This window comes from Kitasatospora sp. NPDC057512 (genome assembly GCF_042802135.1).
GTDB lineage: Bacteria > Actinomycetota > Actinomycetes > Streptomycetales > Streptomycetaceae > Kitasatospora.
In genome coordinates this window covers 1-18,249 of sequence record NZ_JBHVET010000075.1, presented here as the reverse complement: position 1 = coordinate 18,249, position 18,249 = coordinate 1, and the positions used below count along the sequence as shown (strand labels likewise).

15 protein-coding genes and 2 pseudogenes are annotated in these 18,249 nt (G+C 71.0%); 7 read left to right on the top strand and 10 right to left on the bottom strand.

All coding sequences use genetic code 11. The annotated features are described in order from the left end of the window. Nucleotides 1-479 precede the first annotated feature (479 nt). Entirely contained in the window at nucleotides 480-1,904 is a 1,425-nt protein-coding gene (gene dnaB, locus ACFU6K_RS08165) for a replicative DNA helicase (protein WP_380661616.1), read from the top strand. 210 nt (nucleotides 1,905-2,114) lie between these two features. Continuing rightward, complete coding sequence (locus ACFU6K_RS08160) at nucleotides 2,115-3,731, top strand: competence protein CoiA family protein (RefSeq protein ID WP_380661614.1); 1,617 nt, start codon at nucleotides 2,115-2,117, stop codon at nucleotides 3,729-3,731. Between the two features lie 491 nt (nucleotides 3,732-4,222). Here ACFU6K_RS08160 and ACFU6K_RS08155 read toward each other — a convergent pair whose 3' ends face one another. Together ACFU6K_RS08155 and ACFU6K_RS08150 are read right to left on the bottom strand one after the other, a co-directional pair. After that, a complete protein-coding gene (locus ACFU6K_RS08155; protein WP_380661613.1) occupies nucleotides 4,223-4,795 on the bottom strand; it encodes a hypothetical protein in 573 nt (190 codons plus the stop codon). A gap of 293 nt (nucleotides 4,796-5,088) precedes the next feature. Further along, on the bottom strand, nucleotides 5,089-6,255 hold the full coding sequence (locus ACFU6K_RS08150) for a hypothetical protein (RefSeq protein ID WP_380661611.1): 1,167 nt from the start codon (nucleotides 6,253-6,255) through the stop codon (nucleotides 5,089-5,091). A gap of 204 nt (nucleotides 6,256-6,459) precedes the next feature. Here ACFU6K_RS08150 and ACFU6K_RS08145 point away from each other — a divergent pair, with 204 nt between their 5' ends. Continuing rightward, on the top strand, nucleotides 6,460-6,897 hold the full coding sequence (locus tag ACFU6K_RS08145; protein WP_380661609.1) for a hypothetical protein: 438 nt from the start codon (nucleotides 6,460-6,462) through the stop codon (nucleotides 6,895-6,897). A gap of 267 nt (nucleotides 6,898-7,164) precedes the next feature. Beyond that, nucleotides 7,165-8,751 (top strand): annotated as a pseudogene (locus ACFU6K_RS08140) (SMI1/KNR4 family protein); the annotation flags it as partial. Nucleotides 8,752-8,995: 244 nt separating this feature from the next. Here the strand turns inward: ACFU6K_RS08140 and tgmC are convergent. Genes tgmC through tgmA form a run of 3 tightly spaced genes read right to left on the bottom strand, consistent with a single transcriptional unit; the run spans nucleotide 8,996 to nucleotide 11,397 of the window. Then, a complete protein-coding gene (gene tgmC, locus ACFU6K_RS08135) occupies nucleotides 8,996-10,144 on the bottom strand; it encodes an ATP-grasp peptide maturase system methyltransferase (RefSeq protein ID WP_380661607.1) in 1,149 nt (382 codons plus the stop codon). Further along, complete coding sequence (gene tgmB, locus ACFU6K_RS08130; RefSeq protein ID WP_380661605.1) at nucleotides 10,141-11,112, bottom strand: ATP-grasp ribosomal peptide maturase; 972 nt, start codon at nucleotides 11,110-11,112, stop codon at nucleotides 10,141-10,143. Before tgmB ends, tgmC begins: the two co-directional genes overlap by 4 nt. Before the next feature lie 3 nt (nucleotides 11,113-11,115). Continuing rightward, complete coding sequence (gene tgmA, locus ACFU6K_RS08125; RefSeq protein WP_375876868.1) at nucleotides 11,116-11,397, bottom strand: putative ATP-grasp-modified RiPP; 282 nt, start codon at nucleotides 11,395-11,397, stop codon at nucleotides 11,116-11,118. 826 nt (nucleotides 11,398-12,223) lie between these two features. On the opposite strand from tgmA, the gene ACFU6K_RS08120 reads away from it, so the two are divergent. The 3 genes and pseudogenes from ACFU6K_RS08120 to ACFU6K_RS08110 all read left to right on the top strand — a co-directional run bounded on the left by ACFU6K_RS08120 (nucleotide 12,224) and on the right by ACFU6K_RS08110 (nucleotide 13,421). Further along, complete coding sequence (locus tag ACFU6K_RS08120) at nucleotides 12,224-12,790, top strand: hypothetical protein (RefSeq protein WP_375876869.1); 567 nt, start codon at nucleotides 12,224-12,226, stop codon at nucleotides 12,788-12,790. Between the two features lie 4 nt (nucleotides 12,791-12,794). Beyond that, nucleotides 12,795-12,923: pseudogene (locus ACFU6K_RS08115) on the top strand (AAA family ATPase); the annotation flags it as partial. Between the two features lie 63 nt (nucleotides 12,924-12,986). Next, nucleotides 12,987-13,421, top strand: a complete 435-nt coding sequence (locus ACFU6K_RS08110; RefSeq protein WP_380661603.1) for a hypothetical protein — start codon at nucleotides 12,987-12,989, stop codon at nucleotides 13,419-13,421. Between the two features lie 70 nt (nucleotides 13,422-13,491). Here the strand turns inward: ACFU6K_RS08110 and ACFU6K_RS08105 are convergent, their stop codons facing one another. The 5 genes from ACFU6K_RS08105 to ACFU6K_RS08085 form a co-directional block, all read right to left on the bottom strand. Further along, the gene (locus tag ACFU6K_RS08105; RefSeq protein WP_380661601.1) at nucleotides 13,492-14,643 is read right to left on the bottom strand and encodes a B12-binding domain-containing radical SAM protein; all 1,152 of its coding nucleotides are present in this window, start codon (nucleotides 14,641-14,643) and stop codon (nucleotides 13,492-13,494) included. Then, nucleotides 14,597-15,454, bottom strand: a complete 858-nt coding sequence (locus ACFU6K_RS08100; protein ID WP_380661600.1) for a hypothetical protein — start codon at nucleotides 15,452-15,454, stop codon at nucleotides 14,597-14,599. The genes ACFU6K_RS08105 and ACFU6K_RS08100 overlap by 47 nt, the downstream gene beginning before the upstream one ends. A 114-nt stretch (nucleotides 15,455-15,568) precedes the next feature. Next, the gene (locus tag ACFU6K_RS08095; protein WP_380661598.1) at nucleotides 15,569-16,861 is read right to left on the bottom strand and encodes a hypothetical protein; all 1,293 of its coding nucleotides are present in this window, start codon (nucleotides 16,859-16,861) and stop codon (nucleotides 15,569-15,571) included. Between the two features lie 19 nt (nucleotides 16,862-16,880). Next, nucleotides 16,881-17,171 carry a hypothetical protein gene (locus ACFU6K_RS08090; RefSeq protein ID WP_380661596.1) on the bottom strand — a complete coding sequence of 97 codons (291 nt, stop codon included), beginning with the start codon at nucleotides 17,169-17,171 and terminating at the stop codon, nucleotides 16,881-16,883. Then, complete coding sequence (locus tag ACFU6K_RS08085; protein ID WP_380661594.1) at nucleotides 17,150-18,100, bottom strand: hypothetical protein; 951 nt, start codon at nucleotides 18,098-18,100, stop codon at nucleotides 17,150-17,152. Before ACFU6K_RS08085 ends, ACFU6K_RS08090 begins: the two co-directional genes overlap by 22 nt. Between the last annotated feature and the right edge of the window lie 149 nt (nucleotides 18,101-18,249).

Genomic DNA, 18,249 nt, shown 5'->3' with positions numbered 1-18,249 from the left:
GGTTAATTGATCACGTTGACGCTCGGCTGGGTTATCCCAGCCGAGCGTCTTGCGTGGGCGGCCGTTGAGCTCCTGGGCGACGTACGGCTCCCCGGGTTCCTCGCGGCCGATGACGATCCCGTTCAGGAGGACTTCGTCCAGCAGCGTCTGCGGCCGGGCGAACCGCCCGGCTCTGCACTGCGTCCGGTTGCACCGGCCAGCCCTGGAACCGGGGCCTCGGTGCCTGCCGGGCCGCACTCGCCGTCGTCCGTGCCCACAGCGTCGGAGCGATCCCCCTACGGCCAGCCGGCACAGCCCTGCCTCCTGCAGGGGCAGCGTGAGCAGCACAGGCGATGGCGCCAACCGACGGGTACCTCGTGTCCGATTGATTCGTGCCGATGTCGGCGTTCACCGGACACGGCACCACCGGATCGGCGATCCTTTCGCGCAAGCCGGACACGGAGGACAGGCCCGGCGAAGCCCTACCGGAAGGTTCGGAAGTGAGTGAGAGCGGGGCGACGGCGGAGCAGCCGGGTGTCACCTTCAAGGTGCCGCACGACCTGGCCGCCGAGCAGATCGTCCTCGGCGCGATGATGCGCTCGAAGGACTTCATCGCCGACGTCGTCGAGACGATCCACCCGGCGGACTACTACCGGCCCGCGCACGAGCTGGTCCACGGGGTGATCCTGGACCTGTACGCCCGCGGCGAGCCGGCCGACCCCATCACCACCGCCGCCGAACTCACCAAACGCGGTGAACTGTCCCGCTGCGGAGGCGCCGGCTACCTGCACTCCCTGGTTAACGGCGTCAGGAGCATCGCCGCCGCCGGCCTGATGCTCGAGCACGTACGCGAGACCGCCCTGCGACGGCGGCTCATCGAGGCCGCCCTGCGGATGGACCAGCTCGCGCAGAGCGAAGCCCCGATCGACCACGTCCTCGCGGACTGCATGGCGGAGGTCCTCGCCGTCACCGGCCGGCAGCCGGACGTGGACAGCCTCGCTGACGTCATGGAGGGGGCACTCGACGAGATCGAAGCCATCGGCACCTCCCAGACCTTCCTCGGAGTGCCAACCGGCTTCGAGGACCTGGACGCGCTGACCAACGGCCTGCGCCCCGGGCAGCTCGTCGTGATCGCGTCCCGCCCGGCCATGGGCAAGAGCACCCTGGCTCTGGACATCCTGCGCAGCAGTGCGATCCACCACAAGCTCCCCGCCGTCCTGTTCAGCACCGAGACCGGCCGCAACGAGGTCGCCATGCGGCTGCTCAGCGCCGAGGCCCGGGTGCCGCTCCACCACATGCGTTCGGGCAACATGACCGACGACGGCTGGACCAGGGTGGCCCGGCGCATGCCGGACGTCTCCGAAGCCCCCCTGTTCATCGACGACGCCCCGAAGCTGACCCTCACCGAGATCCGCTCGAAGTGCCGCAGGCTCAAGCAGCGCAACGACATCAAGCTGGCCGTCATCGACTACGTCCAGCTCCTCGACTACGGGCACCGCCGCTTCCAGAGCCGCTACGAGGAGATCAACGAGATCTCCCGGCACCTGAAGATCCTCGCTCGCGAGCTCGAGATCCCGATCGTGGCCCTGTCCCAGCTCAACCGCGGAATCGAGCACCGCACCGACAAGCGCCCACAGCTGTTCGACCTGCGCGACTCCGGGACCCTCGAAGACGACGCCGACCTCGTCATCCTCCTGCACCGGGAAGACGCCTACGAGAAGGAATCCCCCAGGGCCGGCGAGGCCGACCTGATCGTCGCCAAGCACCGCGGAGGCCCCACGGCCACCATCACCGTCGCCTTCCAAGGCCACTACAGCCGATTCGTCGACTTCACCCGGGGCACCCCGGTACCGCACCAGCAGCCGACCGTACCCGAGGACAGCGAGGCGACCACCGTCCCGGAACCCGGGCCACCCGGAGAGTAGGAACCCACCGCCGTGTGGCGGATCATCACCGGGGGACCACCACGCTCACAAATCCCGCTACGACGACGGCCACGACCGTTGCCAGGAGTACGTCTGGCGGGTGCTCAACAGTCTGTTCTGGTGAGCTGCGGGGCGGTGAGCGCCTACAGGATCGGAGGGCGGATGGCTTTCACGGCACGGCACTCACAGTGGGGCCGGATCGACGCGACCATGGCAGACCTGGGCTGTGGACGTGCATGGAATATGGTCCACCGAACCAGGCCACGAACGCCGTTGGCCTGTATGGAGTGCGGGCACGGCCTGCACGCCAAGGTGTCGCCCAGAGGCCTGCGATTCTTCGCCCACGACCCCCAGGCGCCGGAATGCGTCCTGGCCCGCGAGTCGCTCGAACACCATCTGCTGAAGCTCCAGCTCGTCACACTGGTCCGCGAAGCCGGCTGGTACGGCGAACTCGAGGTACGGGCTGACGACGGGTCCTGGCGAGCAGATGTGATGGCCATCTCCCCCGACGGCTCGAAGCGCTTCGCCTGGGAAGCGCAGCTCTCCCCGATCACCGTCGAGCGCATTCGTGAGCGAACGGAGAACCTTCGCCGGGACGGCATCCGCGTCTGCTGGGTTGCCCCCACCGTCCGACCGTGGGTCGGGTGGGTGCCCTCCATCCACGTGGCCACGCCGTCCTGGGAGTCAGACCGGTGGGATGTCGCCTCAGGGATCGCCAGGTTGGACACCAGGCCTCAACCGGAGGGCCAAGCGAGACCGCCGCTCCGGTGGTGGGTACCCGTCGGCGGTGTCACCTTCCGCGACTTCGTGGCCTGGGTTCTCGGCGAGCAGCTAGTCGAACACCGCTTGGTCGAGGGTGCCATTGACCTTCCCCATGCGACAGGCGGGCACTGGCGCGCGTTCTGGACGATGCAGCAGCACATAACCAAGGAAAAGGAACTAGAGGAGGCAGACAGGGAATATGCCGAGCAGGAGGCGAGGCGAATCGGCCTGCTTCATGAGCAGATGATGGCGGACATAAACGAGGCTCTCGAAAAGGAGAAAGTCGAAGCTCTCGAAGCGGCGAGGCAAGAAGCTCGAAAAGCTTACGGAAGTGCGCATTCCGATATCGCCGAGACACGAAAAGAAGCACTTCGGCAAGCGCTCGACCTGTGGGCGGCGACCGAGGGCATACCTCCGGTGCAGCTGGTCTTCGGGGCAGGTGGCGGCGCCCTGTACTGGGCCGGCGGAAGCGCTGTCCTCCTCGACGGACGTCCCTACGGAACCCTCATGCCCGCCGTCAGCCTTCTGGACGATCTGCCTGCGGACAAGAGTATGGTGCTCTTTGCCACCTCCCGCACAGAGGAACGCGACCTCGTTCGGTTCGCTCCGCCGGGCACCAAGGTGGTCCGACTAGCCGGACGAGGCGTCCTGGCCGTCGACGGTTTTGCCGACAATCTAATATCGGGCAAGTTTGTGACGGCCGAGATGGAACAAAGGCAGCGGGACGCCTTCGGCCACAAGCGAAGCCCTCATTCCCGAGACTATCTCCTTGTGTCCGTCACAGTCTCGCTTCGCTACTTCCGAAGTGCCGGAATATCGGACTCCGATTCCCTGCTCAGATTTAGCCGAGAAATGGGAGAGCTTGTTGCCGATGGCTTCCTCGATCAGGAGGCGACGTGCAGCATGATTGTCCATGTGGCATTGAAAATAGGATGGAAGGAGAGATCTTCCGACGGATCCCAAAGCCTGGCAGAGTTCGTGCAGCGTGATGTTGCCGCGACGATAAGGCGGAAGGCGGAAGCAGTGGAGCGCAAGAAGAAGCTGAATCAGCAGGGCGGCACATGATCTGCGGGCGCCTCATCTCCCTAGTAATAGCGGGCGGCGGGGGCGAGGTGGGTGGCGCCGGCGACGACCTGCTGCGTGCCCGATAGGAGGCGGTGCCGCAGCCGAGATGCTCGCGCCGTACGTCTTCCTCTCCAACTTCCCTGATGATTGAGCGAGTTCAAGTCATCAGGGAAGGTCTGTGTGGACGAGTGGCGCGTGGTGTGGGTGCCCGATCCGCAGCGATGGGGGCCACTGCCGGATGAGGGGGCGCTGGGGGTTCGGGACCTGCCGGAAGCGGTGGGCCGGATGGGGTTGTTACCAGGTGATCCGGTGTTCTTGTCCCCTGATTTCACAGTAGACCTGGGGCTCCTGGACTTCGTGAGGTCGAAGGACTTCCGCTGGCTGGAGCGGGAGACAAAGCGGAACTATGCAACGGATATCCGTCTGCTGCTGAGCTTCCTGTCATCGCGCGGCGTCCGGTGGCGTGAGGCGAGCGAACAGGATCTTGCGGACTACCGGACCTGGCGATGCATCGCACTGCAGAACCCGCAGCGGATCGGCGGGACAAAGTGGAACCGCGAAGCGGCCGCGTTCACCAAGTTGTTCAGGTGGGCGAACGTGCTGCCGCTGCCGGTGGATGTGTCGCGGCGGGAGGACCGAGCTGCCCACTCGGTGAGCTCACGGGTGTCCTGGCTGACACCACGAACCTGGGGCCTTTGGTCGGACATCGGGCTTCGGGCCTCCTCCGCACACTGGCGTGCCTCGCTAGCCTTTCCCGCCGTAGCCGAGGTGGTTTCCGCGCTGCCCATGCCGGGGAGCCATACCAGGCCGCCGACGGTGTCGAGGTAGGGGCTGATACATCCGTGCACGTGCACGGCACGCCGCAGGTCGTCCGGTTCCCGTTGCAGCGCACGCAGGCCGGCGCTGATCTCGTTCAACTCGTCCTGAATGCGGGCCAGCGCGGAGCGCAGTTCCTGCAACTGCTCTTTCTGTTTGGCGAGTCGGCGGCGCAGAGCCGATGTGCCGCTGCCGATGACCTGCAGGTCGCCACTGAGGCGGTCCAGGTCCTGGGCGATGGCGGCCATCGTAGCGACGGAACTGTCGCACACCGGGCACTTGCGGGATCAGCTTGTCGGCGGACCTGGCCGCCGCATTGCCCCGGGTCTGGAAGGCGAAGAGCGCGTCGCTCCGGACGCTGGGGCGGGAGTGTTCCGGCAGCGGCATGATGACCGCGTGGTCGGACCCTCCTTCTGCCGCCCCCCAGAGCCCAGCCGACCTCTTGGCCACGCCGGGCGAATCAGTGGCCAGTGCGGCCAGCCGTGACCCATCGAGTGGACCGACAACGACACGGCAAATACGGGGGTTTCGCCCGTCCTGTCTATTCGACGGGATCGGTCGGCGGTGGGACGACCAGGGAGTCGAGGGCCTGTTGGGCCCGGCCGAGGTCGTCCTTGCCCGCGCGGCGTAGCCCGGCCTTGGCGTACTTCTCCACCATGGTGGTGGACTTCCAGTCCTCGGTGATGACCAGGATCTCGGCGGCGCTGTAGCCCTGGGCGGCGAGGTCGGCGGGGACGCCGGCGCGCAGGCCGTGGCTGGTGGCGTTCTTGGCGTCGAAGCCGGGAGTGCGGGTGACCATGCGCTTGAAGGCGCGGTTCACCGAGTGGCCGGTCATGCCGGTTCCGGAGGCGGGGACGGGCATCAGCCGGCCCCACCGGGTGATGCCGCGCAGCAGCGGCAACTGCGGTTCTGCCTGGCCGAGTTCGGCGAGCAGTGAGATGTAGGTGCGGACGACGGTGATTGCTACCGGGTCGCGGACGATGTACTCGCGGCCGGTGGACCAGTGGTCGTTCTTCGACGTGCGCTTGCCGACGACCATCTGCTCGGTGCCGTCCTCCAGGCGCTCGAAGACGACGGAGTCGATACGGTAGGCAGCCTGCTCGGAGCGCCGGGCACGGGTGCGGTAGCCGAGGTGCAGGATGGTCAGGTCGCGCCAGCGGGCGAGCGGGATCTCGGCGGTCGTGCCCTGCTGGAGGTGGGCGATGCGGGCGGCGTCGACGGGCGGGCTCGACCTCGGGGTGCGGCGGGCGTGGGCGTGCTCGGCGGCCTGCTTGCGGATCAGTTCGGCGGTCGCCTTCTTCGGGGGCCAGTTCTCGTACCCCGCACGGGCGTTGGCGTCGCGGATGGCGGCCATCGCCAGGCGCAGCGAGCTGACGGGCGCGCCCGTGCCGTCGCGTCCGCCGCGGCGGCGGAGGTGGGAGACGTAGGAGACCATGTTCGCCTCGCTGGTGCGCGGCCCGGGGTGGCGGCCGTTGTCAGCGCACCAGCGGGCGAAGTAGCGCCACTGCTCGGCGTAGGTCTGGCTGGTGCGCGCCGGCCGGGCGGAGGCGAGGTCGTCGGCCGCGTCCTCGGTCAGCGTCTCGTTGGGGTCGACCCCGGCGAACGCGAACTGCACGAGGGCCTGACCGTCGTCCACCAGCTCGCCGATCACCACCTCGGTGGAGCGTTCCACCAGGGCCGGCAGGTCGTCCGACGCCTCGGCATCCACGGCGCTCTCCTTCCGGCACGGCCGGCTGATGATCCGTCCGGGACAGCCTATCTGTACCAGCCCCTGTGTTGCGTCCTCTAAATCCAGTTAGAGGACGCAACACGTTTCTTGGTACATAATCCGAGCCGGATGCCGGCCTCGCGTCTGTGACACGTTTGTCGAGGTTATTTGTGTTCAGTGCCTCAAGCTGCCAAGGTGTCCGTCATGAAGATCACGATCACCGTGGAGAATCCGACCCCCGAGGTGCTCGAGAAGCTGCTCGCCCTCGCCGCCACGCCGACGGCGGTCGTGACCGCGGTGCCCGACGACCGCTGGACCCCGGAGCGGGCCCGCTCGTACTACGACCGCCTCCCGCCCCGCGCGCAGCAGATCCTGCTCCAGGTTGTCGAGGGCCAAGGCGAGTGCGCCGCCGAGGAGTTGAAGGCGAACGGCCGGAGCCTGCGGGGCTCCACCGGCGCCTTCCGCCGCGTGCTCTCCGAGGGCAAGCGGACCGGCCTCTGGCCGGACGCGCTTCCGGTACCGCTGGTCTCCCACATCGTCGGCGGGCAGCTTAAGAAGCTCGAGATGCCGGGGCGCGGCACAGGACAGTACGTGCTCCCGGCCTTCGAGGACGGCCTGCGTGATCTGCGGACTGACGGCTGATAAGGGTCACCGTCGGCTACCTCTGGATCGGACCGGACACGAGCGACAGCGCCGGTGCCTGGTGGATCTGGGACATCGTGATCGACACCGACAAACGGGGTCGGGGCTTCGGGCGAAGGGTCGTGGTCCTCGGCGAGGGATACGCCCGGGCCAGGGTGCGCATGCCCTTGGTCTCAACGTCTTGGCCGACGCGCGGAGGCAACCGCCCGAGGCTGCGCCGCCCAGCACCGAAGGGCACTGTCAGCGGCGGGTGGCAGCATCGGGCGCATGACGATGACGGTACCGTTCGACTGGCCGCCGTTCCTGCTCCGGTGGAGCGCGGAGTGGTCGGACTCCCTGCCCTGCGGTGAGACGCGGAGCGATGAGGACGAAGCCGCCCGGCGCAGCCGGTGGTTGGGGTTCCCGCCCGCGTCCGAGGAGCGGATAGCGGCTATGGAGGAGCGCCTCGGACGTCGGATGCCCCCGTCGTACCGGGGGTTCCTCAAGGCCAGCGACGGGTGGCAGCACGCCGGCGGGTCCGTCCGGCTGTTGGCGGGGACCGCGGACGCACGCTGGCACGACAACGGGTCCAGGCTCGCGGAGGTGTTCGAGGAGTACCTGGACGACGGTGCCGGACACGCCGAACGGCGCGATGCGGGCATCTGGCGGCGCGGGCTCCAGCTCGATGTCGAGTCCGACGCCGCCTATGTCCTCCTTGATCCCGAGGACACGGATGAGGACGGCGAGTGGGCCGTGTACACGTGGGCCGGCTGGCGGGCCGAGCCACCCGAGCGGCACGCCAACTTCGCCGAGTTCATGCGGGGCATGCACCGGGAGTTCCACCGGCTGCGGGCACGCCCGGCCGACGGGGAGCCGGAGTTCGCCAATGACACGACGCGAGAGCTGGACGCCCTGGTGCAGCAGGCACGACTGGAGGCGCTGCGCGGCGACTGGGAAGGGGCCCGGCAAGCCCTGGACGAGGCGAGGGAGTACGGCAGGCCGCGGGCCGCCGGGCTGGGAGACCAGCTACGCCGCCTGCTCGGACAGACCTACATGGTGTACTTCGAGGACGTGGTGACCGACCCGCAGTACGCGCCCGAGCTGCTGCCGGCGCTGGTCGCCGAGCACGCGGCGCACGCGTACCGGGACGACTCCATGCTGATGTTCCCCCTGCGGGGAGCCAGTGACGACGTGGTGTCGCTGGCCCACGCCACGCTGGAGCGGGTACGCGGCGGCACGTACCGGTACACGGCCGCCGGCCCGTTCGGGGAGGCGGTCGAACGGGCCCGGGAGCTGGCGTGGCGTGGCGACACCGACGGGGCATGGCGGACGCTGGTGGACGCCCTGCCGGCATGGCAGCCGCTGGGACCCGACCACCTCGCACCGGTGGGGTGGGTGGCCGACCCCCTACTCGGCCCCCTACTGACCCCGGAACGGGGCCGCGAACTGCTGTCCACCCCCAGGGCCGGACAGACGGGCAGGACCCGAGCCTGACGTCCGGCCTCGACCCGACGACCTGGCCTGGCTCGCGGACCCCGACTCCGACTCCCGCCTCACGTCCTACCGGTTCGTCCTGGTCGAAGGCGTCGACCCGCAGGACCTGCCTGGTCGCCTCGCGGACGGGACCGAGGAAGCACTGGCAGCACCCATGACCTCCGACGAAGCACGCCGCAGGCACAGGCACTCCTCCCCCTACGACGACAGGGCCCTCATGGCAGTCGGCCGGGCTGGCGCCCGCTGGAGCTTCGCTTCGACGGCGCCCCCGCTCCCTTCGACCTCCAGCGATTCGTCTCCTCGGCTGTGGCCGCCAGCGCGGGCACCCGCGCGGTGGTCGTGTGGACCGGGCTGACATCTCGCGCTCGCAAACACGGAGAAGTTGAATGCCGGAAGCACCGCGTGGGCGGAGCGAACCTCCATCCGCAGCGCGGTCGATATCCGCCGTCCGGACGCCACCGCGTCGAGTGCGCCCTGCGCTTCTCTGGTGAGCCTGCGCGCGGCCGGCCCTCCGGGTGTCGTGGTCGCCAACCGCCACCAGTGTCCCAGGCGTTGCCGCACCGAGGCTGCTTCCGTTCCCGACACGTCACCCTCCTCCGACACGGACCCCGGGTAGGCAGCGCGATCACACCGGCAGGTGCCAGCCGGGTCCGTCCTCGTCGCCGAGCCACACCCGCTGACCGTCGCCGGTGACGGTGATACCGAACCGCTCCTGGTGCGGTGCGCCCGCCGCCTGCCAGGTCTCGACCGCGTCCTCGACCTGGTCCCACAGGCGCAGCGGGCCGCGCTGGGTGACGGTCCATCCGCCGTGGCCATCGGGTTGGGTGCGGGCTTGGGAGCCGGTGGCGTGGTCGATGAGGATCTGCTGGTCGCCGGCGTCGATGCGTTCGGCGGAGGGGGCGGCGAGTTGGGCGACCCAGGTGCCGGTCCAGGTGGTGATGGTGGCGGGGTCGACGCGAGTGGGGCGTTGGTCGCCGGGCAGCAGGGTGGGGTTCTGGCGCGGGAGGCGGTCGTGGGGGCGGGCGATCATGAAGCTGGTCCAGCCGGGCAGGAAGCGGCCGGTTGCCTCGCCGGGGTCGGTGACGGTCAGCAGGGCGAGGGCGTAGCCGTACTGCCAGCCGGAGAAGGTGACGAGGATCTTTCCGCCGGGCCTGACCTGGTGCAGCCAGGGGTAGGGCAGGGTGCGCACCGCGCAGGTGGCGATGAGCCGGTCGTACGGCGCCAGCGGCTTGTGGCCGGCGAGACCGTCGCCGACGACCAGGTGCGGGGTGTAGCCGGCGGCTTTGAGGGAGGTGGCGGCGCGTTCGGCGAGGCTGGGGTCGACTTCGATGCTGACGATGTTCTCCTCGCCGAGCCGGTGGGCGCCGAGCGCGGTGGAGTAGCCGGTGCCGGTGCCGATCTCCAGGATGCGGTGGCCGTCGTGCACGTCGAGTTGCTGCCACATGCGCAGGGCCAGGGAGGGCAGGGTGGACGAGGAGGACGGGGATCCGGCGACCGGTTGGTCGGTGTCGGCGGGGTGGACGCGGCCGTCGAGCTGGGTGACGAGGGTCTGGTTGGTGTAGACGGCCTTCAGCCAGCCGTCGCCGTTCTCGCGGACCGGTTCCCAGGAGGTGGGGAAGGAACCGGGGACTTCGCGGAAGTAGTCGCCGACGAAGGCCTCGCGCGGTACGGCCGTCGCGGCGGCGCGCCAGAGCGGGTCGGTGAGGCCTTCGTCGGCGGTGAGCTGCCGGACGAGGGCTGCGCGCAGGTCCGCGGCGGCTGCGGTGGTGGTCATGCGGCAGGGCCCTTCTGGAGCTGGTCGGCTATCGCCGTGGCGATGGCACCGGTGGTCGGAGGCGGGAAGAACGCCCACTGCCCGTTGCTGTTGCATTCGAGGAAGTGCCAGCGGCCGTCGGTGGTGACGGCGAAGTCGAAGGCGCCGTAGACGAGCCGGAAGTGCTCCAGGTAGCGGGCCACGGACCGGCGCACGGGGGGTGGGACGTCGATCGGGGTGTGGGTGACCAGGTCCTGGCGGCGGCGCCAGTCCAGGTCGGGGCTGTTGATGCGGACGGCGAAGAGCTCGCGGCCCACCGCGGTCAGCCGTACGTCGTGGTCCTTGGCCAGGCGTGCCTGGAACAGGTGCGGGCAGGCGGCGACGGCGTCGGTGATCTCGTCCGGGGAGACCTCGGCGACCCAGGCCTGCACCGGCCGGCCGTCCTCATCCGTGTAGGGGGAGTTCCACAATGGCTTGTAGACCGCCCCGCCGGGCTGCTCGGCGCAGAAGGCGCGCGCCTGCTCGGGATCGGTGGTGACGATCGTGTCGGGGACGGCGAAGCCGGCCGCGAGCGCGGCGTCGAGCTGGGCGGGCTTGTGCTCGGCGGCCCGGATCCGCCAGGGGTGGTTCACGTAGCGGGCGCCGGGCAGCGAGGCGAGGACGCCACCGACTCCCCACTGGGCCTGGGCGCGGGCGAAGTCGGCGTCCTGTCCGTCCATACCGGCCGGTGTGGCCCAGCCCGAGGGGCGCCGGTACCAGACCGCGCGGACCCGGTCGAGGTCGAGGGCGCGGCTGGCGGTGGCGAGGGTGCCGCGTCGGCCGGCCGCGCTGTAGCGGGCGGTCAGCACGGCGCCCTGGTGGAGGTCGGCGCCGGGATCCGCGCGCACGACCGGCACCTGCCGCTCGGCCAGGATCCGTAGCACGATGTCGGCCGTCGGGTCGTAGGCGCAGGTCAGCACCAGGACCGCCGCCTGCCGGTCACCCGCCACGGTTCAGCTCTGGTCCTGGTCGTTGGACGTCACGGTGTCGACGTCGGTCGGCTGGGCCTGGCCACCGCTCTGCCCGTCCCCGCCACCGCCGCCGGTGCTCGTCGGGCCGGTCTGGTCCGTGCTGGTCCCGTGCTTGCCCAGCTCGACGGTGCGGCCCTGCTCGTCGTGGAAGACCGCGACCTGGGTGTCCGGGTCGATGACCGGTGTCAGGGCGGGCCAGGGCGGCGTGTCGGAGTACGGGCGCATCCGGGTGGTGCCCCACGGGGCGGTGACGGCGTTCGGCATCCTGATCTCTCCTGCACCTGATACGTGACGCTGGCGATGCGAGCGGTGACCATTGGTCATCATGCCGGTCGGCGGGACCCGCTGGGTGGCGTTTTGCCGAACTGCCCTTCAGAGACGCCCCGGGCACGCCCCTGGGGGCGGCGATGGGCAGAGGGCGAGGACGGGTGTGCCAAGGAATTCGAGCGGCCGACCGCTACGCGGCCGGCCAGCCGTGGTGCGCCAGGCCGCCGGGGTCGGTGAGGGTGCCGTGGATTCCGGCGGCGGGGTAGGGGATGAGGTCGTCGGGCAGGTCGTCCTCGGTGAACCAGCGCAGGTCCAGGCACTTCTCGGGTTCGCGGTTGACCGGCTCCCCTTCCCACTCGGTGGCGAGGTAGAACAGGCCGAGGCGCAGGGTCGCCGGGTCCTGGTGGTGCCGGCGGCGCGGCGGGGGCGGAGGTCGGTGTCGAGCTGGTGGAGGCGGTCGGCGGCGACGGCCAGGGCGAGGGCGCGGCCGCGCATCGTCGCGGCGGCGGCGCGTACGGCCTGGCCGTAGGGGGTGGCGGAGGGACCGGTGGCGGTGTGGACAGTGTGTCCGGCCTCCCGCAGGGCGCGGGCGGTGGCGGCGACGGCGGTGGACTTGCCCAGGCCGCTGGGCCCGTCCACGGTTGAGCAGCAGGCCGTTCACGCGGTCACCTCCCGGCGGGCCGTGGTGGTGCGCCCCACTACGTGCGAAGACGGTGTCGCCGAGTTTCAGCAGCACCTGGATGCTTGACTCTGGACGGTTGTCGGATACTGCCCGCGCGGGGGTGGACGCCGCGTCCGGGTGCGTGCCGCGTACGGTCAGCTCATGCACGAACAGCGAGACCAGGGGCAGGTCGACGGCGAGGAGAACCGCGGGCACACCGCGCCTGCCGATGTCACCGATGCGAGCGCCAAGGCCGAAGCGGTGGTATTCGTCTGCGCGACGTGTGGTGTCCCACTGACGGGGCCGCTCACACGGCTGCCAGCGGTTCCCGAGGCACCGTTTTACGCGTGGTGGGACGCCGACGAACCCGGTCCATCGCCGGCGACCGTGCCGTCAGGCCACTATGCGGTCGAGACCGAGCCGTACGGCGCGCCCCTGGTCGTCGCCGACGTGCCCGGCCCAGTAATGCCGCGCCACGGCGTCCACTACAACGCGGACGGCAAGCCGCTGGTGTCGAAGGGCCCCCGAGGCAACTTCGTCATCAACCCGGACGACGCCCGCGGCCTCGAATTGCGGCACGCGTCCGCCGCCTGCTGCGGAGCGACCCCGAACGGCGGCATGAACCAGCGGTGCGCCTGTGGAACCCTTGTGGCGACCCTTTGCTCCGACTGCTGCCTGCCGTACGAACTTCACCTGTCAGCCGACCACGTCCGCGCCGTTCACACCTGAGGCCGACCCCCGCCTCTGCGCGGCCATCGTCGACCGCCCCACCTTCAACAGCACCGTCATCGAGACCGGCACCGACTCCTACCGCCTCGCCAGCACCCGCGCCCGAGCCGAACAGCAGCAGGCGGTCGGCTAACCCCGCTCCCACCTGGTCAGGCCCCCGGCCCACCTTGACGGACGTGTGCGGCAGGATGACGCCATGCCCCAGCAGACATTGCCCCCGTCGGATCTGTCGGTGAGCGGCATCGTGGACCGCTGGCAGACCTGCATGGACATCGCGACCGAGAACGACGGTCTGACCACCCGCCCCTGGGACGACGAACCCTGGTGGCACCCGCTCTGGGTACCCTGGGCCGAGAGCGCCGACGGCGGGGCACAGGTGATCGACCAGCGTCCCGGCCCGGACGAGGGGCGACTCGGCTGGGCCGGCCACGGCGGCGGGGGCGACTTCACCGACTCCTGGCCCGGCCTGGCAGGACTGCTTCACGCCGTCGCGCGAGCGTTCCACAGCGGTGGAGGCGTCCGCGGACTGCACCCTTACCTCACGGCACAGGGCGAGCTGTGGTGGGACGAGGAGAACTGCCACGAGCTGGAAGGTCAGCCGCTGACACCCGCCCCGATCGGGCTGTCCTGACTGTTAGCCACAGACTCGAACCCACCCCCACTGCTCTTACTTCTCACCAACAATCGCTCTTCGTTCTCACCTACGCAGCCAAGCCGAGGATGAAGTAGCCCTTCACGCCGATGCCCTTCTCCAGCAGGCGGCGGGCGACGGTGAGGGTCATTGCGGGGGTGATCCGCTTGTCCATGGCCTCCAGGACCCGGGCGGAGCCGGATTCGATGCCGAGTGCGACCTCGCGGAGTCCGTTGGCGCGCAGCCGTTCCAGGACGGTGTCGCTTTCGCGGTCGAGGACGTTGATGCGGCCGGTGGCGTCCCACACGTACCTCTCGCCGACGCGTTCGGTGGCGAAGGCGTCCAGGGCGGGGTGGATGACGCGGCGGGCGCCGAGGAAGAGGTCGTCCACCGCGCGGAAGGCGGTGCAGCCGAGGTCGGCGTGGAGCCGGTGCATCTCGGCGACGATGTTCTCGGGGGTGCGGGTGCGGATGCTGACCTCGGGGTTCATGGAGGCGGCGGCGCCGCAGAACCCGCATTCGTAGGGGCAGCCGCGCGAGCACACCAGGTTGGCCTCGATGCGGCCGTCGGCCGCCCGGTGCGGGTCCTGGGTGAGGAAGCGGCGGTCGAGGGTGAGAGCGTTGATGTCGGGGGCGAGCCAGCGGGCGGTGTCGCCGCGTTGCGGGATACCGCAGGCGATGGTGCCGAGCAGGCGGTCGCGCCACATCACCTTCGGCAGTTCGCGGCGCCGGTAGACATCCCCGAGCAGGGCGGTGACCCGGGTCTCGCCCTCGCCGATCACCAGGGCCTCCAGGCGGGCGAAGCGCGGGTCGTCCAGGACGCGCCGCGGGTCGGCCTTGGCGTGGTGGCCGCCGGCCATCAGCGCGATCGCCGGGTCCAGGGCGGCGGCGATCCGCGCCGTCAGTTCGTAGGTCGGGGCGAGGAGGTTGAACGCGGCCCAGCGCGGCCGCAGCGCGTTGACGGTGTCGATCGTGCGCCGGACGCCGAGTCCGTGGGCCTCGGCATCCAGGATCCCGACGTTGAAGCCGTGCGCGGCGGCGTGGGTGGCGATGTAGCCCATGCCGAGGACCGGCAGTGTGTAGTCGTTGACGCGCGGGCGCAGGCCGTAGTCGCGCAGCGGGGCGTTGACGAACAGGCAGTCGAGGGAGCGGTGCGGGTCGGCTCCGGCGACCAGGTCACGGGCGGTGCGGGTCTGTTCCTCCGAGCTGGTCGGTGCGGGCATGGGCCCCCCAGGTGAGTGTCGACAGGGTGAGGGTGTGCAGGTGGCGCGGCTCGTGGCCGGCCAGGCGGTGCCAGTGCGCGCCGAACAGGGCCTCGGTCCTCTTCGGCTTGTCGGCGGCGGGCCAGGGGTGGTCGGGGGCGATGCGGGCGGCCCAGGTGCGGACCGCGAGGTCGGCGTGCGGGTACACGGAGAAGTCGCCGGTGAAGTCGGCGGCGGCCGCGGCCGCCGTCCAGGGCCCGATCCGCGGCACGGTGACGAGCGCGGCGGCCAGGGCCGGGGCGTCCAGCTGCTCCCAGCGGGTGCGGTGCTCCTGGTAGGCGCCGGCGGCCGCGCGCAGGGCGGTGCGGTGGAACGTGGTGCCGACGGCGGCGAACTGTTCGTCGGTCAGGGCGAGGACGGTTTCGGGCGTCGGTGCGGTGTGGAGGGTGGGGTCGGTGCCCGGCAGTTCGGTGCCGTGGGTCGCGCACCAGCCGCGGTAGAGGCGGCTGGCCTGGTCGGCGCGGACGACCTGGCGCAGGACAGCGGTGGTGATCGCGTCCCACAGCCACGGGTTGGCCACGCGCACGCTCGGCCCGAGGCTGCGCAGGCCGGTGAGGAGGGCGGCCGGGACGGTGCCGGGCAGTGACGCCGGGTCGGTGGTGACGAGGGTGGGCTTGGTGTCCTCCGTGCCGTCCACGCAGGCCAGGTCGAGGCCGTCGGGGGTGAGGGTGGCCAGCCAGCGGCCGTCGGCGGTGCGCAGGGGGCGCTGCCGGTGGCCGGTGGCGGGGTTCTCCTGCCAGGCGGGATGGTCGGTCGTCAGGACGGTGTGCACGGGACGCTCCTTGCCTCGGGTGCCGAAGTGGCCGCCCCAGCTTGCCAACTCCGGGCGGGTGCCGGGGCCGGTTCGGCCGGGAATGGTGGCCCGGGGTGCCGGGCCGGGTGCCGTTCAGAGGCGCCCGGGCAGGAGGTCGATCACGCCGGTGGCGGCGAGGCTTCGGTAGAGCGCCTGGTGCTCGGCGTCGGTCATCCGGCGTGAGTGCACCGGCGCCTCGCCGCCGACGGGCACGGTCCAGGCGGCGACCAACGGGATCAGGTCGGTGGCGGGATGGGCGGCGGTGTACGGGCCGCGCAGGACGAGGGTGGTGGTGCCGGGCAGCACGACGGCCCGGTGCGCGAGCGTGGGCGCCAGGGTGTAGGCACTGCCGGGGAGCTCGGTGGTCGTGACGGCCGGGCGCAGGCCGCGGGAGCTGAACGGTCCGCCGGCGCAGCCGCCGGCGCGGCCGTCGGTGCGCAGGAAGACGGTGTGGAGGCAGCCGCCGGTCAGGACCCGGGCGGCGAACGGGTAGGCGTGGTCGTGCGGCAGCAGCTGGTTGCCGGGGCGCGGGTTGGCGTTGAGGCGGATCTCGTACCCGAGGTCGTCCGCCTTCGACAGGACGAGCCGGTCCAGTGGCGGGGTGGTGCGGGAGGCCTCGTACCGTTCGGGGGAGAGGACGGTGGTGGTGACCAGGTAGGACAGGCGGCCGCGGTCGGCGGCGAGGCGGTGGAGGACGCCGGACTGGGCGTGGATCCGCGGCAGGTCGGCGGTGCGCAGATCGGGGACGTTCTCCAGGCCGGGCCCGGCGGTCCGCCCCGCACCGGTCGGGCGGCTTCTGGTCAGACGGGTACGGGCGTCGTCGGCGGCGGCCCGGTACTCGCCGGGGTTCAGCTGTACGGTGCCCGGAACGTCGACCGGGACGTGGGACGCGACGAGCTGCGCACTGTCGGGGCAGCCCGTGAGCCGGACCGTGGCACCGGTGTGGAGGAGGCAGAGCTGGCCGGCGTCCAGGGTGCGCAGGTACTGCGGCCGGTCGTGGTCGACGTCGTCCCGGTCGCGGTAGAGGGCGAGGTCCAGGACGCCGACGAGCGGGAGGACGGTGGCGGCTCGGTCGGCGAGCAGGGGCTCGGCGGCGGCAGTGCCGTCGGGCAGGCGCAGGTGGATCGCCGGGTGGCCGTCGCGGGGCGCGGCGAGCAGGAGCATGGTGTGGCCGGGGGCGGTGTGGGAGCCGGCGGCGAGGGCAAGGGGGTCGGCTTGGTCGAGCAGGTGCAGGGCCAGCTCGGTGGCGGGGGCGAGCCAGGCGTCGGTGACCAGGCGCTCGGGGCGGTCGGTCAGGGTGTTCGGGTCCAGGTCGGCCAAGCCGGCCAGGCTGGCGAGGTTGGCCAGGTTGGCGAGGTCGGTGCTCTGCGACGGGGCCATGGGCATGGTGGTGGTGTCCTCGTGTTCAGTGGGTGGCCGGCCGATGGGGGCGCTGCCCGGCGGGTTCGGGCTCAGGCTCGGGCAGGACAGCCCGGGCGCGTTCGCGGGCGGTGCCCCGGCGTTCGGGCAGGGCATTGACGGCGGCCGCGACCTCGATCGCGTTCAGGTCGGTGACCAGGTGACTCAAGGCCAGGGCCTCGGGTTCGGTGATCTCCTCGGTGATGTGGTGGCCGCATCGCACGACCCGGGGCTTGTGGACTTTCGGCAGCGGGAGGGTGTTCGCGCGGGCGGCCGTCATCGCGGTCCCCAGTTCCACGGGACGGGGTGTGCGCCGCGCAGGCACGCGAGGCGGTGGGCGGCCTGCCGGCGGGCGCCGGGGTCGAGCCGGGCGCGGCGGACCGTGTCCATGACCGCAGTAAGGACGACGGTGTCGCGTACGGTCTGGTAGCCGGACCAGGCGCCGATGTAGGGGTGGGCCACGGCGTGGTCTTCGCGTTCGTAGGAGAGGTAGGTGTCGGCGTAGGTCCGGTGGTCCTGACGCGGGCCGGTGAGCAGTTCGGAGCGCCAGCGGGCGGCGACGAGGTCCCACTCGCGGTGGCCGCGGGTCAGCGGGCGGCGCAGGAGGAGTCCGACGTGGGTGCCGTCGTCGTGGACGGGGACCATGTCGAGGGCGCCGAGGACGACGGTGTCCGGGGTCGGCCAGTCGAGGTAGTCCCACTCCTCGCGCAGCTGGGCCGCGCGTTCGCGCAGGAACCGGCGGGCGGTCTCGTCCAGCGGGGTGTCGTCCAGGCCGTCCAGCAGGGAGGCGAACGGGTCGTGCTCCCGCAGCCAGGACGCCGTCCCGGGGTCGATGCGGTGGGTGAGGGCGGTCACCCACGCGGACAGGGACGTGTCGCTGCTCGGCCTCCCGGGGTTCTGCCAGAAGGTCACGGCCCGGCCGTCGGCGGCCGCGCGGACCTCGGTGTAGTAGGGGCAGACGACGGGCAGCCGGTGCTGCCGGAGGAACTGCGCACCTCTGACCAGGGCCCAGGCTTCGTCCAGGTCGGGGTGGACGACGGCGAGTGCACGGGAGTCGGGCAGCGACCACAGGTGGTTCGGGCTGTCGCTGACCAGCTCGGCCTTCGCGGGGTCGTCGCCGGTGGCCACGCAGGCCTGCGTCAGGGCCTCGTAGGAGGCCGCGATGTCCAGTCTGCGGGCGGGGCTGACGGTCTTGAGCAGCGTCTTGGTGCGCGTTCCGACGCTCACGGCACAGTCCTCGGGTAAGGAGTGGACGGATGGATGGGAGGGGAATCTGCCCGGGGCGGCCCCAACCTCACGGGGTGTCCCGGACCGATTGGCCCGGTGCCCGATGGCATCTCTCGGGTGTGCGCGGCTCCGGGTGCGCCGTTGCGGGA

Bases quoted from the DNA above. Each gene is read 5' to 3' on its own strand.
- ACFU6K_RS08160 (WP_380661614.1), top strand. From the start codon at position 2,115: ATGGCAGACCTGGGCTGTGGACGTGCATGGAATATGGTCCACCGAACC.
- ACFU6K_RS08155 (WP_380661613.1), bottom strand. From the start codon at position 4,795: ATGGCCGCCATCGCCCAGGACCTGGACCGCCTCAGTGGCGACCTGCAG.
- ACFU6K_RS08145 (WP_380661609.1), top strand. From the start codon at position 6,460: ATGAAGATCACGATCACCGTGGAGAATCCGACCCCCGAGGTGCTCGAG.
- tgmC (WP_380661607.1), bottom strand. From the start codon at position 10,144: ATGACCACCACCGCAGCCGCCGCGGACCTGCGCGCAGCCCTCGTCCGG.
- tgmA (WP_375876868.1), bottom strand. From the start codon at position 11,397: ATGCCGAACGCCGTCACCGCCCCGTGGGGCACCACCCGGATGCGCCCG.
- ACFU6K_RS08120 (WP_375876869.1), top strand. From the start codon at position 12,224: ATGCACGAACAGCGAGACCAGGGGCAGGTCGACGGCGAGGAGAACCGC.
- ACFU6K_RS08110 (WP_380661603.1), top strand. From the start codon at position 12,987: ATGCCCCAGCAGACATTGCCCCCGTCGGATCTGTCGGTGAGCGGCATC.
- ACFU6K_RS08105 (WP_380661601.1), bottom strand. From the start codon at position 14,643: ATGCCCGCACCGACCAGCTCGGAGGAACAGACCCGCACCGCCCGTGAC.
- ACFU6K_RS08095 (WP_380661598.1), bottom strand. From the start codon at position 16,861: ATGCCCATGGCCCCGTCGCAGAGCACCGACCTCGCCAACCTGGCCAAC.